Origin of the sequence: Actinoplanes sp. NPDC023714, from assembly GCF_040639855.1 — a bacterium.
GTDB lineage: Bacteria > Actinomycetota > Actinomycetes > Mycobacteriales > Micromonosporaceae > Actinoplanes.
This window is the reverse complement of the sequence record NZ_JBFAAR010000002.1, coordinates 533,228-549,545: the sequence shown is the minus strand read 5'-3', so window position 1 is coordinate 549,545 and position 16,318 is coordinate 533,228. Positions and strand designations below refer to the sequence as shown.

General features: G+C 73.1%; 16 protein-coding genes. 9 read left to right on the top strand and 7 right to left on the bottom strand.

What is annotated here, in order from left to right:
* Nucleotides 1-22 precede the first annotated feature (22 nt).
* Entirely contained in the window at nucleotides 23-3,490 is a 3,468-nt protein-coding gene (locus AB0G10_RS10390; protein WP_360918492.1) for a hypothetical protein, read from the bottom strand.
* A gap of 116 nt (nucleotides 3,491-3,606) precedes the next feature.
* Here AB0G10_RS10390 and AB0G10_RS10385 point away from each other — a divergent pair, with 116 nt between their 5' ends.
* Nucleotides 3,607-3,942 carry a nuclear transport factor 2 family protein gene (locus AB0G10_RS10385; protein ID WP_360918491.1) on the top strand — a complete coding sequence of 112 codons (336 nt, stop codon included), beginning with the start codon at nucleotides 3,607-3,609 and terminating at the stop codon, nucleotides 3,940-3,942.
* Between the two features lie 61 nt (nucleotides 3,943-4,003).
* Complete coding sequence (locus tag AB0G10_RS10380) at nucleotides 4,004-4,450, top strand: Imm63 family immunity protein (RefSeq protein WP_360920676.1); 447 nt, start codon at nucleotides 4,004-4,006, stop codon at nucleotides 4,448-4,450.
* On the opposite strand, the gene aztD is transcribed toward AB0G10_RS10380, so the two are convergent.
* The 4 genes from aztD to aztB form a co-directional block, all read right to left on the bottom strand.
* The gene (gene aztD, locus AB0G10_RS10375) at nucleotides 4,447-5,589 is read right to left on the bottom strand and encodes a zinc metallochaperone AztD (RefSeq protein WP_360918490.1); all 1,143 of its coding nucleotides are present in this window, start codon (nucleotides 5,587-5,589) and stop codon (nucleotides 4,447-4,449) included. The two genes, AB0G10_RS10380 and aztD, sit on opposite strands and share 4 nt — an antisense overlap.
* Before the next feature lie 61 nt (nucleotides 5,590-5,650).
* Nucleotides 5,651-6,547, bottom strand: a complete 897-nt coding sequence (gene aztC, locus AB0G10_RS10370) for a zinc ABC transporter substrate-binding protein AztC (RefSeq protein WP_360918489.1) — start codon at nucleotides 6,545-6,547, stop codon at nucleotides 5,651-5,653.
* Nucleotides 6,544-7,674, bottom strand: coding sequence for a hypothetical protein (locus tag AB0G10_RS10365; protein WP_360918488.1), 1,131 nt, complete (start codon nucleotides 7,672-7,674; stop codon nucleotides 6,544-6,546). Before AB0G10_RS10365 ends, aztC begins: the two co-directional genes overlap by 4 nt.
* Nucleotides 7,671-8,492 (bottom strand): zinc ABC transporter permease AztB, encoded by an 822-nt coding sequence (gene aztB / locus AB0G10_RS10360; protein ID WP_360918487.1) that lies wholly within the window; start codon nucleotides 8,490-8,492, stop codon nucleotides 7,671-7,673. The genes AB0G10_RS10365 and aztB overlap by 4 nt, the downstream gene beginning before the upstream one ends.
* Before the next feature lie 62 nt (nucleotides 8,493-8,554).
* Here aztB and aztA point away from each other — a divergent pair, with 62 nt between their 5' ends.
* The 3 genes from aztA to AB0G10_RS10345 are packed head-to-tail and all read left to right on the top strand — an operon-like array spanning nucleotide 8,555 to nucleotide 10,172.
* The gene (gene aztA, locus AB0G10_RS10355; protein ID WP_360918486.1) at nucleotides 8,555-9,133 is read left to right on the top strand and encodes a zinc ABC transporter ATP-binding protein AztA; all 579 of its coding nucleotides are present in this window, start codon (nucleotides 8,555-8,557) and stop codon (nucleotides 9,131-9,133) included.
* A 5-nt stretch (nucleotides 9,134-9,138) separates the two neighbouring features.
* A complete protein-coding gene (locus tag AB0G10_RS10350; protein ID WP_360918485.1) occupies nucleotides 9,139-9,624 on the top strand; it encodes a DUF6368 family protein in 486 nt (161 codons plus the stop codon).
* A 26-nt stretch (nucleotides 9,625-9,650) separates the two neighbouring features.
* On the top strand, nucleotides 9,651-10,172 hold the full coding sequence (locus AB0G10_RS10345) for a putative immunity protein (protein ID WP_360918484.1): 522 nt from the start codon (nucleotides 9,651-9,653) through the stop codon (nucleotides 10,170-10,172).
* Here AB0G10_RS10345 and AB0G10_RS10340 read toward each other — a convergent pair.
* Nucleotides 10,166-10,714, bottom strand: coding sequence for a CGNR zinc finger domain-containing protein (locus tag AB0G10_RS10340; RefSeq protein WP_360918483.1), 549 nt, complete (start codon nucleotides 10,712-10,714; stop codon nucleotides 10,166-10,168). The genes AB0G10_RS10345 and AB0G10_RS10340 overlap by 7 nt on opposite strands.
* A gap of 71 nt (nucleotides 10,715-10,785) precedes the next feature.
* Here AB0G10_RS10340 and AB0G10_RS10335 point away from each other — a divergent pair, with 71 nt between their 5' ends.
* Nucleotides 10,786-11,742 (top strand): DMT family transporter, encoded by a 957-nt coding sequence (locus tag AB0G10_RS10335; protein WP_360918482.1) that lies wholly within the window; start codon nucleotides 10,786-10,788, stop codon nucleotides 11,740-11,742.
* A 15-nt stretch (nucleotides 11,743-11,757) separates the two neighbouring features.
* Here the strand turns inward: AB0G10_RS10335 and AB0G10_RS10330 are convergent, their stop codons facing one another.
* Nucleotides 11,758-13,116, bottom strand: coding sequence for a M20/M25/M40 family metallo-hydrolase (locus AB0G10_RS10330; protein WP_360918481.1), 1,359 nt, complete (start codon nucleotides 13,114-13,116; stop codon nucleotides 11,758-11,760).
* A gap of 51 nt (nucleotides 13,117-13,167) precedes the next feature.
* On the opposite strand from AB0G10_RS10330, the gene AB0G10_RS10325 reads away from it, so the two are divergent.
* The 3 genes from AB0G10_RS10325 to AB0G10_RS10315 all read left to right on the top strand — a co-directional run bounded on the left by AB0G10_RS10325 (nucleotide 13,168) and on the right by AB0G10_RS10315 (nucleotide 16,283).
* Complete coding sequence (locus AB0G10_RS10325) at nucleotides 13,168-14,355, top strand: glutamate--cysteine ligase (protein ID WP_360918480.1); 1,188 nt, start codon at nucleotides 13,168-13,170, stop codon at nucleotides 14,353-14,355.
* Nucleotides 14,356-14,618: 263 nt separating this feature from the next.
* Nucleotides 14,619-15,176, top strand: coding sequence for a ricin-type beta-trefoil lectin domain protein (locus tag AB0G10_RS10320; protein WP_360918479.1), 558 nt, complete (start codon nucleotides 14,619-14,621; stop codon nucleotides 15,174-15,176).
* A gap of 309 nt (nucleotides 15,177-15,485) precedes the next feature.
* Nucleotides 15,486-16,283, top strand: a complete 798-nt coding sequence (locus AB0G10_RS10315) for an endonuclease/exonuclease/phosphatase family protein (RefSeq protein WP_360918478.1) — start codon at nucleotides 15,486-15,488, stop codon at nucleotides 16,281-16,283.
* Nucleotides 16,284-16,318: the final 35 nt, after the last annotated feature.

Genomic DNA, 16,318 nt, shown 5'->3' with positions numbered 1-16,318 from the left:
TAGCAATACGTACGTACGGTTTTCAGGTCATGTCCACGCCGAACGCCGCCTCACGCACGTCCGGGTCGGCGTGCCGGCGCAGCTCGAGGACCAGGTCACGCCAGGGCTCGTGCCAGCCGAAGCCGGCGCCGTGCCGCGCGAGCTCGACGGCGAGCAGCCCGGCGGCGAGCGAACCCTGGCGGGTCAGGTCCCGGACGGCGGCGGCCAGGCTCGCCGGCGGGGGCAGGGAGCGGCCGGCGGCCAGGTATCCCCGTACCCTCGAAGCCGCCTGCGTCGCGAGAACCGGCCGATCGGCAGCGAGCGCGGCAATTTCGGCGAGATTGGTGAGGCGTCCGAGATCGATCAGCAGACCGGTCGCCATTCCCGCGAAGCCGGGATGCCGCGCGAGCCGCAGCGCCGGCTCGATCGACGCGGTGCGGTCGGCCGACGCCGGCAGCGAGCCCGACCTGATCGACACGCCCCGCGCGAGGGCCTCGATCCGGCGCCGCACCGGGCAGTCCGCGCCCGGCGCGCTGGAGTCCTCCCGATCGAGGAGACGGTCCAGCGCGCGGCCGAACACCTCGGCGCCGGCGGCCTTCAGCAGATGGGACACCGCGAGCGGTTCCGCGGACTCGCCCAGGTCGGTCAGGCGGTCGACGACCAGATCCGTCACCCCGTCGAGCCAGGGCGCCCACTCCCCCAGCCGCGCGAACGCGCTCCGCCGCACCTCCCGGTCCGGCGCGCGGCAGGCGTCCACGATCAGCGCCGCATAGCGCCGCCGATGCCGGCCCGCGATCGTGGAGGGCCAGGCGCCGAGCACGGCACGCCGCTCCTCACGACTGGCGCCGACAGCGGCTGCCAGGATCTTCCAGCTCTCCTCGACCTCCAGCCGCTCCCGGGCGGCCGCGACGATCGCCGCCCGCACATCCCGGTGCGCCGCGCCGTAGACCCCCAGCAGAACCGCCATGCTCGACGGCGGCCCATACCGTCCCAGCAGCCGCGCCGCCTCCTTCCGGCTCGTGACCTTGGCACCCCCGCCACCCGCGCCGCCCGCGCCACCGGAGCCACCCGCACCACCGGAGCCGCCTGAGCCACCCACGCTGCCCGCGCCGCCGGCACCGTCGGCACCGCCCGCGCCACCCGAGCCGCCCGCGAGGAGCGCGCCGAGCTCCGCGCCGAGCACCGGCGGCGGGACGAACCGCGCCGCCCGGCCGGCCGCGTAGAGCGCCACCCGCGCCCGATCATCACCGGCATACCGCAGCAGCACCGGCAGGGCCCGATCCGGCCGATCACTCCACGCCAGCGCGCCCAGGGCGGCCTCGGCGATCACCACTTCCGGATCGCCGACGTACCGGAGCACCAGCTCACGCCCGTAAACCGGAACCCTGGCGGCCGCCCGCAGCGCCGCGGCCCGCCGCCAGACCTCCCGCTCCCGGTCCTCGACGATCGACGACTGGAGCGCCACGAACCGTTCCTGCTGCCGCGGCAGCCACCGCTGGGCGTGCCGGACGAAGTGCGGCACCCAGCGCGTACCGGCCTCGACGAACCGCCCGCGCGGGCTCCCGTCCAGAACCGGGTCCAGCAGGTCGGTCCGGTTCCGGCTGATCACCGACCACACCGGGGTGAGCGCCACCGCGCTCGGATCGATCGCGACGACCTCGGCGACCCGGGCCGAGCGGGTGCGCGGCTCCTCCAGCCATAGGCCGATCGCGGTGGCGGCCACCGACGGCAGCGTGCCCGGTCCGATCGCGCGGCGCAGCAGTTCCTGCAGCTCCGGGAGCAGGCGGGCGCGATTGCCGAGGGCGGCGGTGAGCGCGAAGAGCGGCCCGTACCGGCCGCGGTCCATGGCGGCCTCCACCCAGCCGCGGAGCCGGGCGAAGACCATCGCCTCCTGGCCGCGCCGCAGCACCGTGTCGAACCGGCGCAGCACCGGCGTGTGCGCGCTCCCACTGACCAGGTCGATCGTGAGCAGCGCCCATTCGCTCAGATCAGGATCGGACACGTGATGCTGGAGCACGTCGGCGGAGAGGTTCGCCAGCGCGATCGTGGTGGCGGCCGAGGCGTCGCGGGCCTCGACCGCGTCGGTGGTCAGCCGAGTGAGCGCGGGCGCGGTCGCGGCGGTGAGCAGGGGCGCGGCCTTGGCGAGGGCGGTGAGGGCGGCGGCGCGCACCGGGTCCTGCTCGTTGCGCAGCCGGCCCAGCTTCGTGATCACCCCGGCCATCGCCTGTGGATCACGTGATCGCCGCGCCGCCGCCACGAGCAGGCGATATCCGTGCGCCCGCTCGTCCGCGTCACCCGAGCGCAGCGCCTCCTCGAGGGCCCGCGACGCGTCCGGCCAGGCCAGATGGGAGTTCCACTGCCGCACCTGCGCCTCGTGCTCGCGGATCGACGGCAGCCCGAGCACCCGGGTCGCCTCGCGGATCCGGACGGCCGCCGGCAGCACCGCCATGACGGCCGGCGCGGGGATGTGCGCCGTGGTGTCGATTTCGGTCATGGCGCGGTCATAGAGGGTGCCGCGACGACCCGGCGGGAGCTGCCCGAGCAGCACGGCCAGGTTCGGGATCCGGGCGGCGAGCGGCGCGAGCTCGTCGTCGGGCAGGGTCGCGAGGCGGCGCAGGACCGCCTTCGGCAGCGCGGTGCGTCGCAGCCAGGAGGCGCGATCCGGGCTGGTGAGCAGCTGGGTGAGGCGGCTTGCGCCGCGTTCCGCCAATTTTCCGTACGCCGGAAGCGCGCCTGGCAGCGAATCCTCGGGCGCATACCGTTCCAGCAGATCGAGGGCCTGATCCGGATCGGACCGCAGCACGGCCGGCGCCACATCGCTCCAGATCCGTGGACGCCGCTCGGCGCTCGCCGCGTCGAGCCGTTCCCGAACCCGGTCGAGCACCACCCGCTCGTGCCGCCGGACCAGCCGCTCGAGGTTGAGAAGGTGTTCCATTTCGGGCAGCAGCCGACGTACGGTGGCCTCGCCGCAAGCCGGCAGCAAGGCCGCGCCCTCGACGTCGCCGAACCACGCACGCACCCGGGCGATCAACGCGTCGGCGATCTCCGGCCGCGGACGGCGCCGCAGGGCCCGGTAGATCCGCCGCCGCTCGGCCACCGGCCGCTCCACCAGATCCGCAACGGACGCCCCAGCGATCGCCGACGCGTTGACCGACGTGCCGGCGACCGACGTGCCGGCGACCGACGCGCCGGCGACCGACATGCCGGCGACCGACGTGCCAGCGATCAACACGCCGGCGATCGGCGCGCCGGCCTCGAGCGCCGCGACGAGAGCGAGCCCTCGAATCGACGGCTGCGGATCGTCGGTGGCGAGGGCGACCGCCGCGGCGTCCCGGGCGGCGAGCGCGGCGATCAGCGCGAGATGCCGCTCATAAGGCCCCCGCTCCCGCAGGTCGGCGCAGACCGCGGCACGGTCCGGAGCGGTGCGCGCCCATTCCCGCACCCGGCGGAGGCGGAGGCGGTAGGGCAGCGGTTCGAGCGAGGCCAGCAGACTGCGGGTGGTCGTGAGCACGGCGTCGATTCTGCCCGCGTCCGAAAGTCATCGCCGCCCTGCCAGAGCCCGGCCCGGCGTTCTGCTGGGCGCAGATCGGGTTGGTGTGGTGGTCGTGCGGCGGTGAGACTCCGGGGATGGAACTGCTCGAAGGGCTCTACGCGGCCTTCAACCGCCGTGATGTGGACGCCGTGCTCGCCTCGATGACGGCCGACGTCGAGTGGCCCAGGCGCTGGGAGGGTGGGACGGTTCGTGGCCACGCCGCCGTGCGGGACTACTGGACGCGGCAGTGGGCGGAGATCGACCCGGCGGTGCAGCCCACCGCGTTCCGGCGGGAGGACGACGGCCGCGTGACGGCGGTCGTACGTCAGAGGGTTCTGGATCTCGAAGGGGAGCTGATCGACGAGCGGGTGGTGGAGCACGTCTATCGCCTGGACGGCGGGCTCGTCGCGGCCATGGAGATCAGACAGTGAGGTGACGCGGGTTCCGCCCTGGCCGCACCGGCGAGACGCCGCTTACCGTGCAAGGGTGAAGATGTTCAAGCGGGACGCCGGGCCGTCCGCCCTCGAACGCGAGATCCGGCGGCTCGGCGCGCTGATCGGTGCCCGCGAGACCGATCTCGTGTCGTTCGAGCACCGCGACGGCGGCTATCCGTGCGTCGCGGCGGATCCCGACGGCACCTACCGCTGGTGGGTGACCGAGCGTGGCCGGGAGCTGGAGAGCCGGGAGACCCGGGACCTCGGCGAGATCCTGTACTGGGCGATGGCGTACACGACCTGGATGATGGGCGGCGACTGGGCGCTGCGGCACCCGGTCGCCGGCGAGGAGCAGCGCGTCACCCGGTGGCGCCGGCAGTTCGCGCTGCTGGCCGAGCTGGATCCGGCGTGGCCGGAGCGCTGCCGCGCCGAGCTGATCGCGAAGCTGCCGCCGGGGAGCCTGCCGGAGGGTGGCGTCCCTCCGGCAGGCGGCGGCCGGTCCTAGGAGACCACGCCGCTGATCTCGTTCGGGATCGCGTCGAGCGTCACCGAGCCGGTCACCGTCCCGGTTGCCAGGTCGACCCGGTGCACCTCCTTCGTGGCGGGTTCGGTCACGTAGGCGTCGCCGCCGCGGACGAACAGCGCCGGGCGCGGCTGCTGCCAGTCCAGCGGCTCGGTCCACGCGCCGACGACCGGCCAGGAGGCGGTCAGCGTGCCGGTGGCCGGGTCGGTGACGTGCAGTTTGCCGTCGGTGCCGAGGATCAGCGCCTCACCCTTCGGGCCGCGGCCGAGCGACCGGAAGCTGTAGCTGACCCCGGACGGCATCGGCACCACCTTGATCGACTTGGCGGCGGTGTCGATGAGCGAGAACTGCTCCGGGCGCTCCAGCTCCGCCTCCGGCTCGACCTTGTAGTCGCCGAGCAGGATCGGTGAGGCGTCCGAGCCGGCCTGGTTGCCGATCCGGCTGTACTCGGCACCGCTGTCGACCTTGGCGAACTGACCGTCACTGAACAGCAGAACCCCGTCCTCGCAGCCGAGCGCGACGACCTCGCCCCGCGCCACGGCCTCGCCGTGCACGCCCGGGCACTGCTCGTTGCGGGCGATCTCCTTGCCGCTCGCGTCGAGCGCGATCGCGCCGGAGCGGGACTCCTCGGTGCCGAGCGTGACGACCAGGGTGCCGTCGGGGAGCTCGACCGCGACGCCGTGGTGCGGGGTGACGGTGGTGTACTGCCGGCCCTGCGGCTTGCCCTTCGCGAGCTCCGCGGGGTCGAAACTGTTCACCTCGCCGGTCCCGTCGGTGAACAGGATCGTGCGGTCGCCGTGCCGCACGACGTGGCCCGGCTTCGCGCCCGGGTAGGCGATATCGGTCATCCTCCCGGCCGCGGCGTCGAGCACCCGGAAGCCGTCCGCGGTCGAGACGAAGACGTTCGTGTCGTTGCCGGCCGGGTTCACCCGGTTGAAACCGTCGAGCGCGACGGTGTGCGCGACCTTCAGGGTCTCGCCGTCGAGGACGTGGATGCCGCCGTCGTAGGTGACGGTCAGCGGGTTCGTCACCGGGGTCGCCGCGGCGGGTTCGGCCGCCTCCGACGCGCAGGCGCCGAGCGTGAGGCCGGCGGCCGCGAGGGCGGCCAGTTGCTTCTTCATGGGTTCCTTCCCAACTTGATGTCGGTTGTCGTTTTCAATAAGGAGGACAAATAAAAAAGGCCTACACGGTCAGGCCGTCGATGATCGCTTCGGCGTTGAAGCGCATCATGTCCAGGTAGGTCGGGGCCTCTCCCCCGGCGGCGCTGACCGATTCGGAATAGAGCCCGACCACGCTCACGGTCAGTCCCGCCTCCTCGGCGAGCACCGCGGCGAGGCGCGCCGGCTGCGCGGTGTCCGCGAAGATCGCCCGCACGTCGTGGTCACGCACCGCGGTCACCAGCGAGGCGAGATCGGATGCGCTCGGTGACGCCAGCGTCGTGCCGCTCGGGATGATCGCGCCGATCACCCTCAGGTCGTAGCGCGCCGCGAGATAGCCGAAGACGTGGTGGTTCGTCACCAGGACCCGGCGTTCCGCCGGGATCTGCCCGAAGCGGTGGGCAAGCCGGGCGTCCAGGTCACTCACCTTCTCCTTGTACGCCGCGGCGCGCGTGCGAATCGCGTCCCCGCCGATTCCCGGCACGTTCTCCAGGATGGCGGCGCTCAGCACGTCGACCGCCACGGCCATCCGCCGCGGATCGGTCCAGAAATGCGGGTCGGGCGACCCGGCGGCGTCGCCGTCGGTGTATTCGAGGGGCTCGACCCGCGCGCCGACCTCGAGGGTGGCGACCCCCTCGGCGGCCGCGGACTCGACGTGCCGCAGCACCCCCTCCTCGAGGCCGAGGCCGTTGTATACGACCAGGTCGGCGGTCTGCATGGTGTGCGCCTCGCGCGCCGAGATGCCGAACGAATGCGGGTCGGCCTCCGGTCTCATCAGCACCGCGACGTTCGCCTCGTCCCCGGTGATCTCGCGGACCACGTCGCCGAGGATGTTCGTGGTGACGACGATCTGGACCCGCTCGCCGGACGAGCAGGCGGCCGCGCCGGTCAGCAGCAGCGCCAGGACGAGCAGCGCTCTCATCGCCCCACCTCCACGGCGAGATCGGGCCGGACCGCGGCGGGGAAGGTGCGCGCGGTCCGCAGCCCGTCCCGGTAGTCGATCTCGCGGATCACGCCGGTGGCGGGCTCGGTGAGGTAGGCGCGGTTCACGTCGAGGGTCAGCCGGGTCGCGGCCGTCTTCGCCGCCGCCAGCTCCTTCCCGCTCGCCAGGTCGTGGCTGCGCAGCGTGCCGTTTTCGCCGAGGGACAGGACCGTGTTGCCGTCGGCCGGGGACGCGGCCGCCCGCACGCCGGCCATCGGCAGGTGCCGGGCGGTGGCCTTCGGGGCGTTCAGCGACCAGATGCCGCCGTCGTCGGCCACGGCCGCCTCGTTGCTGCGCGGCCGGAAGCCGAAGCCGGCGGGAGACAGGGGACGGAGACCGGGCGCGGGAACGACCTCCGCCTCGAAGCCGGGGGCGGCGCGCTTCACTCGTACGAAATGGGTGTCGCAGGCGAGAAGCGCCCCACCGCGAAGGACCACCCACCCGGCCGGCGTCGCGCAGGGCGCCTGCATCGCGCCGACGCGCCGGCCGGCGGCGTCGACCGTGACGATCTGCCCGTCCCGCGCCGCCAGCAGCAGGTCCTCATAGGGCACGGCCGATGCGGTGTCGCCGAACCGGGACACCTCGCGGATCTCGCCGGATTCCAGCGCGCGGCGGTCGAGCACGACGACGGTGCCGCCGGCCGTGCCGATCGCCGTGTGCCCACCGTCGCCGGCGACCGACGTGATCGGGGTTTCGAGGGTCAGGGTGCCGATGCTCTTCGCGGGCGCCCGGTAATAGTGGACGTGGTCGGTGTGGTCGACGGTCCAGACTCCGGCGTCGACGATCTCCAGAGTCCGGTCGCCGTCGGTGAGATAGAGGAACCGGCCGTCCTCGGACAGTTCCCGGGCGGCGATCCGCAGGCCGATCCCGACGTCCTCGGTGGTCGCGAGATCGAGCAGGCGCAGCGTCCGCCCGCCGTCCGCGGCATAGGCGATGGCCGATCGGGGTTCGGAGAGCTCCTCGGCGCCGGCGACGTAGCCGTGCTCGGGCGCCGGTTCCGCGGGCTCGGAGCAGGCCGCCAGGACGAGCGCCAGAGCGGTCACGCCGAGTAATCGGGTGACGGTCACGATGTTCCTTTCGAGGGGACGATCCCGCGCACCGCGAGGATCAGGAAGAACTGCAGGACGGCGACCGCCGCGACGGTGGCGCCGGCGGCGGTCGCGGCATACCAGGAGATCCAGAGCCCCAGCACCGTGGCGGAGACACCCAGACCGAAACTGGTCAGCATGACGGCGGGCAGGCGCCGGGCCACGAGCATCGCCGCGGCCGACGGCGCGATCAGCATGCCGAACGCCAGGAGCGTGCCGACGACGCTGAACGCGACGGCCATCGTGACGGTGAGCAGGATCAGCATCATCGCGTTCGCGAGACCCGGGCGCAGGCCGAGCGTGCGCGCCTTGCGGGCGTCGAACGTCAGCGCCAGGAACGGCCGGTGGAAGACCGCCGCGATCACGCCGGTGACGGCCAGCGCCCCGGCGAGCAGCAGCAGGTCGGACCGGCGGATCGCGAGGACGTCGCCGAAGAGGAACGCCGTCAGGTCGGTCGCGAACGACCGCGAGTGCGAGACCAGGATGACGCCGCCCGCGAGCATGCCGACGAAGAGCAGCCCGATGCCGGTGTCCCGGCCGAACTCGCGGCTGTTCCGCAGCGCCCCGGCCCCGAGCGCCATGGCGAACGCGCTGGCCGCCGCGCCGAGGACGAGGTTGCCGCCGAGGATGCTCGCGACCGCGACGCCGGGCAGCATCCCGTGGCTCATCGCCTCGCCGAGGAACGTCATCCCGCGGGCGATCACCCAGACGCCGGCGAGGGCGCAGACGGCGGCCAGCAGCACGCCGCCGATCAGGGCCCGGCCCACGAAGGACACGGTGAAGGGTTCGAGAAGCACGAGAGGGACTATAGTGATAGTGAAAATCGTTTCCATTAGGGGGTCGTGTGGTGCTGTCGGCGGTGCGGGTCGGACACGGATATGCCGGGGTCACGGTGCTGCGGGAGGTGAGCCTCACGGTGGCGCCGGGGTCGGTCACGGCGGTGACCGGGCCCAACGGATCGGGCAAGAGCACGCTGCTGCACGTCCTGGCCGGCGAGGTGACCCCGCAGTCCGGCCGGGTGGTCCGGGACTGCCGGGTGGCGTTCCTCCCGCAGCGCACCGGCGAGATCGACGCCCTGCCGCTGACCGTCCGGGAGTGCGTCGGGATCGGACGGTTCCGCGGGTGGCGGTGGCCGGGCCGCGCCGATCGGCTCGCCGTCGCCGAGATCATGGAACGGCTGGGGATCACGTCGCTGGAGCGGCGGCGGCTGCGCGAGCTCTCCGGCGGTCAGCGGCAACGCGTGCTGCTCGCGCAGGCGCTGGTCCAGCCGGCCGGCGTCTACATCCTCGACGAGCCGACCGTGGCGCTGGACACCGCGAGCCGCGCCCGCGTGCACGACCTGCTGGCCGAGCGGGTCGCGGCGGGGGCGGCGGTCGTGCTCGCGAGCCACGACGAGGCGGAGGCCGCGCTGGCCGGGGAGACGGTCTCCCTAGGATAGGGATCATGGCTGGACCCGCTGCTTCCGTACTGTTGCCGGATGTTCTGACCGCCGACGGGACGGCGCGGCTGCGCCGATGGCTCGAGGGGTCGTTCCGCTCCGAGGGCGGCGACTGGTGGACGCCGATCGCGGCCGCCGGCGCCGGGATGCTGCTGGTCGAGCCGGAGGGCTACGAGAGCGACGACTTCGCCGAGGCGGAGAGCCTGATCGGCGCGATCGGGTACCTGCCGGCCACCGAGATCGTCCTGGCGGCGTCGGTGAACCGCCCGGAGAGCCACCGGCTGCTCGGCGAGACCGCGCTGGAACTGGCCGTGTTCTTCGACGGCTTCGTCGACTTCGACGGGCTGCTGCCGCCGGCGGCCCGCACGCTGCCCGGCCGGTGCTTCCTGGTGACCGCCACCGAGGATCCCGACGGGCCCGGCTGGCACGTCGGCGACCCCGAGTTCCTCCGCGCCTGGCTGCGCCACCCCGGGTTCCGGATGGTGAAGTAGCCACCCGATCCCCCAGGATGGGGGCCATGGCCGACGAGATCGATCTCAGCATGGCGGAGCTGCGGGAGATCGCCGCGTTCGCCGCGCGCTCCGCCGAGGACGTGCTCGGGTTGTTCGCGGCGGAGCGCCCGGACGACGGCCGGCCGCGCGACGCCGTGGTGGCCGCCTGGGAGTTCGCCCGCGGCGGGCGGCGCGGGCAGACGCTGCGGGACACCGCGTGGGGCGCCCTGCGGGCCGCGAAGGAGACGGGCGGGGCGGCCGGCGACGCGGCGCTCGCGGCCATGGCGGCGGCCGGGTCCGCCTATCTGCACCCGCTCGCGAAGTCCACGCAGGTCAAGCACATCCTCGGGTCGGCCGCCCACGCCGCGCGGGCGGCCGAGCTGGCGGCCGGCGGGGACCGGGCGGCCGGCGACGCCCGCATCGGGGAGGCGGCCGGCCGGGCCACCCCGGTGGTCATCGCGGTGCTCCGGCGTTTCCCCGCGGCGCCGTCCGGCGGTGGCCGGGTCGGCGAGCTGATCCGGCTGCTGGACAAGACCCTGCGTCAGTGAGCCTTGCGGGCGCGGAAGGCGACCATGTTGACCCGGTTGCCGCACCGGACGCTGCAGAACCGCTTCGAGCCGTTCTTCGACAGGTCGATGAAGATCCCGGTGCAGTCGCCGGCGCCGCAGACCCGGAGGCGGTTCGTCTCGTTCGTACGAATGACGTCGATCAGCGCGAGAGCCGCCTCCACCCGGATCCGCTCGGCGAGCGGCGCGTCCGGCTCGGTGGCGTGGATGTGCCAGTCCGAGCCGTCGTGCCGGGTCAGGTACGGCAGCGCGTTCGCCTCCCGGAGCATCCGGTTGACCGCCTCGACGGCCGCGTCCCGGTCCAGCGTCCACACCTGACGGAGCAGGTCGCGCGCGCCGCGGACGCCGTCCACCTCGGCCTGGTCGTGGTCGATGCGCCCGGAGTAGGTGTAGGCGCTCAGCAGCCGGTCGAGGTCGCCCACCGTGGACAGCTCGTCCGCGCCCGAGCGGGACGCGCCGGGGACCGTGTTCGCCAGCGCCACGACGAACTCCAGCGCCTCCTCGGTGTCAGGGGCAAAAAGCAATTTGACTCCTCACTCGGACCGGCCTAGCGTCAGGGGCGAATCAAATTTAACCCATGACAGGGGAGGGAAGCATGAAGCCGCAGACCGTGGGACTCGTCGCCGCCGTGACCTCGGCCGCCACCTTCGGCACGTCCGGAGCGTTCATCAAGCCCCTCCTCGAGGCCGGCTGGTCACCGGCCGCCGCCGTCACCGCCCGCGCGCTGATCGCCGGCGTGCTGCTGCTGCCGTTCGTGCTGGTCTCGCTGCGCGGCCGCTGGGACGCGCTGTGGCGGGGCCGCTGGCGGATCCTCGGCATGGGCGTCATCGCGGTCGCGTTCACCCAGCTCTCCTACTTCGCGGCGATCAGCCGGATCCCGGTCTCGACCGCGCTGCTGGTGGAATACCTCGCCCCGCTGCTGCTGGTCCTCTGGGTCTGGGCGACCACCCGGCGGATGCCGCGGCCGGCCGTGCTGCTCGGCTCGGCGCTCGCCATCGGCGGCCTGGTCCTGGTGATCGGCCCGGGCGCGCTGCAGGCCGTCGACCCGGCCGGCATCATGCTCGCGTTCGCGGCCGCGATCGGCTGCGCGGTCTACTTCGTGGTGGCGGCACGGCCCGCCGACGGCCTGCCGCCGGTCGCGCTCGCCGGGGCCGGCCTGCTGCTCGGCGGCCTGACGCTCGGGCTGGCCGGCCTGGCCGGGGCCGTGCCGATGGCGGTCACGTTCACCGACGTGACGATGCTCGGGACGGTCGCCCCCTGGTACGTCCCGCTCGGCGTGGTGGCCCTGTTCGCGACCGCCATCGCGTACGCCACCGGGATCTTCGGGTCGAGCCGGCTCGGCTCCCGCCTCGCGTCCTTCGTCGGGCTGCTCGAGGTGGTGTTCGCGTCGATCTTCGCCTGGCTGGTCGTCGGTGAGGCGCTCACGCCGCTGCAGATGGTCGGTGGCGCGCTGATCCTGGCCGGCATCGCGTCGATCCCGGCCGAGCCGGCGGCGCCCCGGGCTGCCGCCGAACCGGTGGCCGCGGTCGAGCCGTCCCTCGCCAAGGGCTGAGCCCCCGCGGACCGCTCACCGTCCCCGCCAGAACGCGGCGAGGGCCTCGGCGCCCTTGAGCAGCACGTCGATCGACGTCCGCTCGTCGCTGTCGTGCCAGCGGTCGTCCGGCAGCCCGGTCCCGAAGAACAGCACCGGCGCTCCCGTCATCCGCGCCAGCAGCTCGGCCGGTCCGCCGCCCGCATTGCCCATCCGCCCCGCGGGCACACCCCAGGCCTCCTGCATGGCTGAGGCGAGTGCCTCCACCGCCGGGTGGTCGGGCGGGGTGGCGTACGGGTCCTGCCCGGTCTCCAACCCGATGGTGAGCTCGTGGCCGACGCGGTCGCTGATCGTCGACGCCACCCAGCGGCGCAGTTGATCGGCGACCGCCGCGGGCGTCTGGTCCGGCACGATCCGGATGCTCAGGGTGGCCTCGGCGGCGGCCGGGACCGCGCCCCTCGACGGGCCGGCCGGATCGCCGCCGAGGATGGTGATCACCTCGGCGGCCGGACGCAGCCAGAGTCGTTCCAGGACGGTCCAGCCCTCCTCGCCGCCGATGCTGCGGGTGTCGGAGCGGCGCAGCCAGTCGTCGTCGGCGTACGGCAGGGCGGCCAGCTCGGCGCGGCGCCGGGCGGACGGCTCGGCCACGTCGTCGTAGAAGCCGGGGAGCGTGATCCGGCCCTTGTCGTCGTGCAGCGCCGCGATCACCCGGGACAGCTCGTGGATCGGGTTGGGGGCCGGGCCGGAGACCGCCCCGCTGTGCATGTCCCGCAGCGGGCCGAACACCCGCAGCTGGGCCAGGAGCATGCCGCGCATGCTGGTGCAGACGGCCGGATGGTCCGGGTGCCAGAGCAGCGTGTCCGAGAAGATCACCAGGTCGGCGGTCACCCGGTGCTCCTCCATCAGGTCCCGGAGGTGGATCGAGCCGGTCTCCTCCTCGCCCTCGATCAGCATCTTCAGGTTGACCCGCGGCGCGCCGCACTCAGCCAGGTGCGCGCGCAGACCCCAGACGTGCGCGAGGACCTGGCCCTTCGCGTCGGAGCTGCCCCGGCCGTAGACGTAGCCGTCGCGCACCACCGCCCGGAACGGGGTGGTCTCCTCCCACTCCTCCGCCTTGGCGGCCCGCACGTCGTGGTGGCCATAGACCAGGACCGTCTCGGCGGCCGGGTCGATGATCCATTCGGCGTAGACGGCCGGCGCGGCCGGCGCCTTCCACACCTCCACCGTCGGGAATCCGGTGGCGCGCAGCAGGCCGGCCAGCCGGTTCGCCGACCGCAGCAGGTCGGCCTCGTGCTCCGGGACGCCGGCGACCGAGGGCACCGACACCCAGTCCGTCAGGTCTCCGATCAGCTCGTCCCGATGGCTGGAGAGGAAGTCCCGCGCGGAGCTGATCACATGGCCCCGACTACCCACATAACGACGGCTCACACGGGTAAGACCGGGCTCATGCCTTCCACGATCACCACCGGTTCCACGACGTCCCGCCGGGTCCGGCCGTCGGCCCTCACGGTCGGGGTGGAGGAGGAGTTCCTGCTCGTCGACCCGGCCACCGGGCGCAACCTCGCGGTGGCCGATCAGGTCCGGGACGCCCTGCCGGCGGAGGTGCGGGCCAGCAGCCGCACCGAATTCCGCCCGAGCATGATCGAAATGGTCACCGGCGTCTGCACGGAACTGGACGACGTACGCAAGCAGCTCCTGACCTCGCGATGTGCCGCCGCCGAGGCGGCCCGGTCGCAGGGCGCGCACCTCGTCGCGATCGGCGCCACCCCGGTCGAGGAGGTCGACCGGAGCGCGGCGCCGCTCCCCCGGTTCCAGGCCATCACCGAACGGTTCGGGCCGATCGCGCGGGATCCGGCCGTGTGCGGGCAGCACGTGCACGTCGGCGTCGACGACCGGGACCTCGCCGTGCGGGTCTGCGACTGGCTGCGGCCGTGGCTGCCGGTCATCCAGTCGCTCACCGGGAACTCGCCGCTGTTCGAGGGCGCCGACACCGGCTACGCGAGCTGGCGGTCGGCGCAGCTGACGCGCTGGCCGGGGATGGGACCGACCCCGCATTTCGGCAGCGCCGCCGAGTACGACCGGACCGTGGCCGACCTGATCGCGACGGGCGCGGCGCTCGACCAAGGCATGATCTTCTGGTACGCCCGGTTGTCGCCCACCTATCCGACCATCGAGGTACGGGTCGGCGACTCGTGCACCGACGTGGACGACGCCGTCCTGGTCACGGCGTTGATCCGGGCCGCCGTCGGCACGGCGATCGCGGAGATCGAATCCGGCGTCTCGGTCGTCCCGGCCCAGGCCGGCTCCTCGGATGGTCATGATCGAGGGCCCGGGGTGCTTCGGGACAGTGTCGTCGCGGCCGCGCACTGGCGGGCCGCGCGGTTCGGCTGCGGCGGTGACCTCGTCGATCTGCGGACCGGCCGGCTGCGCCCGGCCTGGCAGCTCATCGCCGACCTGCTCACCGTCCTGGAGCCGGCGCTGCGCGAGAGCGGCGACCTGGACCGGGTGGCGGCGGGCCTCGGCCGGGTCAGGCGGGACGGCGACGGCGCCACCCGGCAGCGCCGGCTCCTGGAGACCACCGGCGACATCCGCGCCGTCCTCGCCACGCTGGCCGCCTGGACGTGCGCCGTCTAGTCCTGCAACGGCAGTCAGCAGAGTGCGTAGCCGCGGCGTTTGTAGTGGCTGAGGACAGCTCGGTGTCGGCGTCGTCGTCGCTGCGCGGCACGTCGGCCTGGACTATTCGGGTACGGCCGAATCCTCTGGCTCCACGGGTCGGTGAGCCGTGAGCATGGTCATGCGTAGACCCCGTGGAGCCTGCGCCGGCGCCATCGCTCCACTCGGTGTCCGAGTTCGTCCGACAACCGACATGGCCCGGGTCGCGAGAGGACAGGAGTTTCATGAAGACACTCAGAATCATCGGCACCCTCGGCGTCGCGATGATCGTCGCGGTCGCCGGTCTCCTGCTGCGCGCCGCGCCGGCGTCTGCTGCCGGAGACGTCCGCTACGAGAATGTGGGAAACCCGGGCTGGTGCCTGGACGGTAACGGTGACGACGTCGACGCTGACCGGGACGGAAGTCCCGCGTACCTCCACCGGTGCAACGCCGGCAACGATTTCCAGGTGTGGACCGTCGAGGACTGGGGCTGGATGAAAGTGAAGCACCGGAAGTCTGGCAAATGCCTCAGAGTTTCGTCATCGAACCTCGCCGTCGACCTGGGTCCCTGCGCAGGGGCGGGAACTGACTGGTACGCGGCCGGCATGAACGGCTGGGTGCGATTCTTCACCACCGCCGCTTCTCCTCTCAGCGCGTGCCTGCAGCCTTTCGAAACGTGGCGGCCAGGACTGGAGGCGTACCCCCTCGTCGCGAACGCTTGCAGCCGGACGTACCCCAAGATCAACCAAGATGACCTCAGGGATGTCCCGAACATCGTCGCCTGGCGGATCCGCGCCGTTTAGACGAACTTCCTATGGCTCGGAGGGCCGGCAGCAGAGCCCTCCGGGCCACGTCCCGATCCGTGGCGACGACCGATCAACGGGATCTGCGGTGGGGTGGCGCGGTGACGGGTGTCAGACGCCGGTCTCGGCGGTGATGCGGCCGCCCCAGTCGCGGCGGCGTCGTCGCCCGGTTGCAGCCGGCGCGCGTCCAGCGGCGCGGTCCACGAATGCCGTCCCGCCTCGAGCGCGGCGACCACCAAATAGCTCGACCTCGATACGGCCCCGGTTGAGCGCGGCGTACAGCGTCAGAACTCAAGCTAGGGTGCGGACGTGCGGATCGTGACTGTCAACGCGTGGGGTGGGGCGCTCGCGGACGAGCTGCTCCGGTGGCTGCCGGCGAGCGGGGCGGACGTCGTCTGCCTGCAGGAGGTGACCCGGACGCCGGGGCTGACCGGCTGGACCCGGTTCGCCGACGGCGAGCGGTCGCTGCCGCAGCGGGCCGACCTCTTCGACGACGTGCGCGCGGCGCTCCCCCGCCACCAGGGACTCTTCCTGGCGAGCGACTCCGGGCCGGTGCACGACGACGCGGGCGTCCGGCACCGGCAGGACTTCGGGATCGCCACGTTCGTGAGCGAGCGGCTGCCGGTCGCCGGGGTCGACTCGGCGTTCGTGCACGGCGCCTTCACCGACCACGCGGAGTGGACGATCGCCGACCGCCCCCGCGTCGCCCTCGCCGTCCGCGTGATCGATCCGGAGGCCGGCGGGCGGGCCGTCTGGGTGGTGCAGGTCCACGGTCTGCGCGACCCGGCCGGCAAGGGCGACACGCCGGCCCGCCGCCGCCAGGCCACCGTGCTCGCCGACCTGGTGACCCGGATCCGCGGCCCGCACGACCTCGTCGTCCTCGGCGGCGACCTCAACCTGCTGCCGGGCAGCGAGACGTTCGCGATCCTGGCCGCGGCCGGCCTCACCGACCTGGTCGGCGACGCCGACACCCGGACGTCGAGCTATCCCAAGCCGGTACGGCACGCGAGCTACCTGCTCGTCTCCGACGTGGCGGCGGTGCGGCGGTTCGAGGTCCTGAAGACGCCCGAGGTCTCCGACCACCGCGCCCTCGTTCTCGAAATCTGAACGGTTTTGGGGTGGGAAACCACATGTCGGTAACA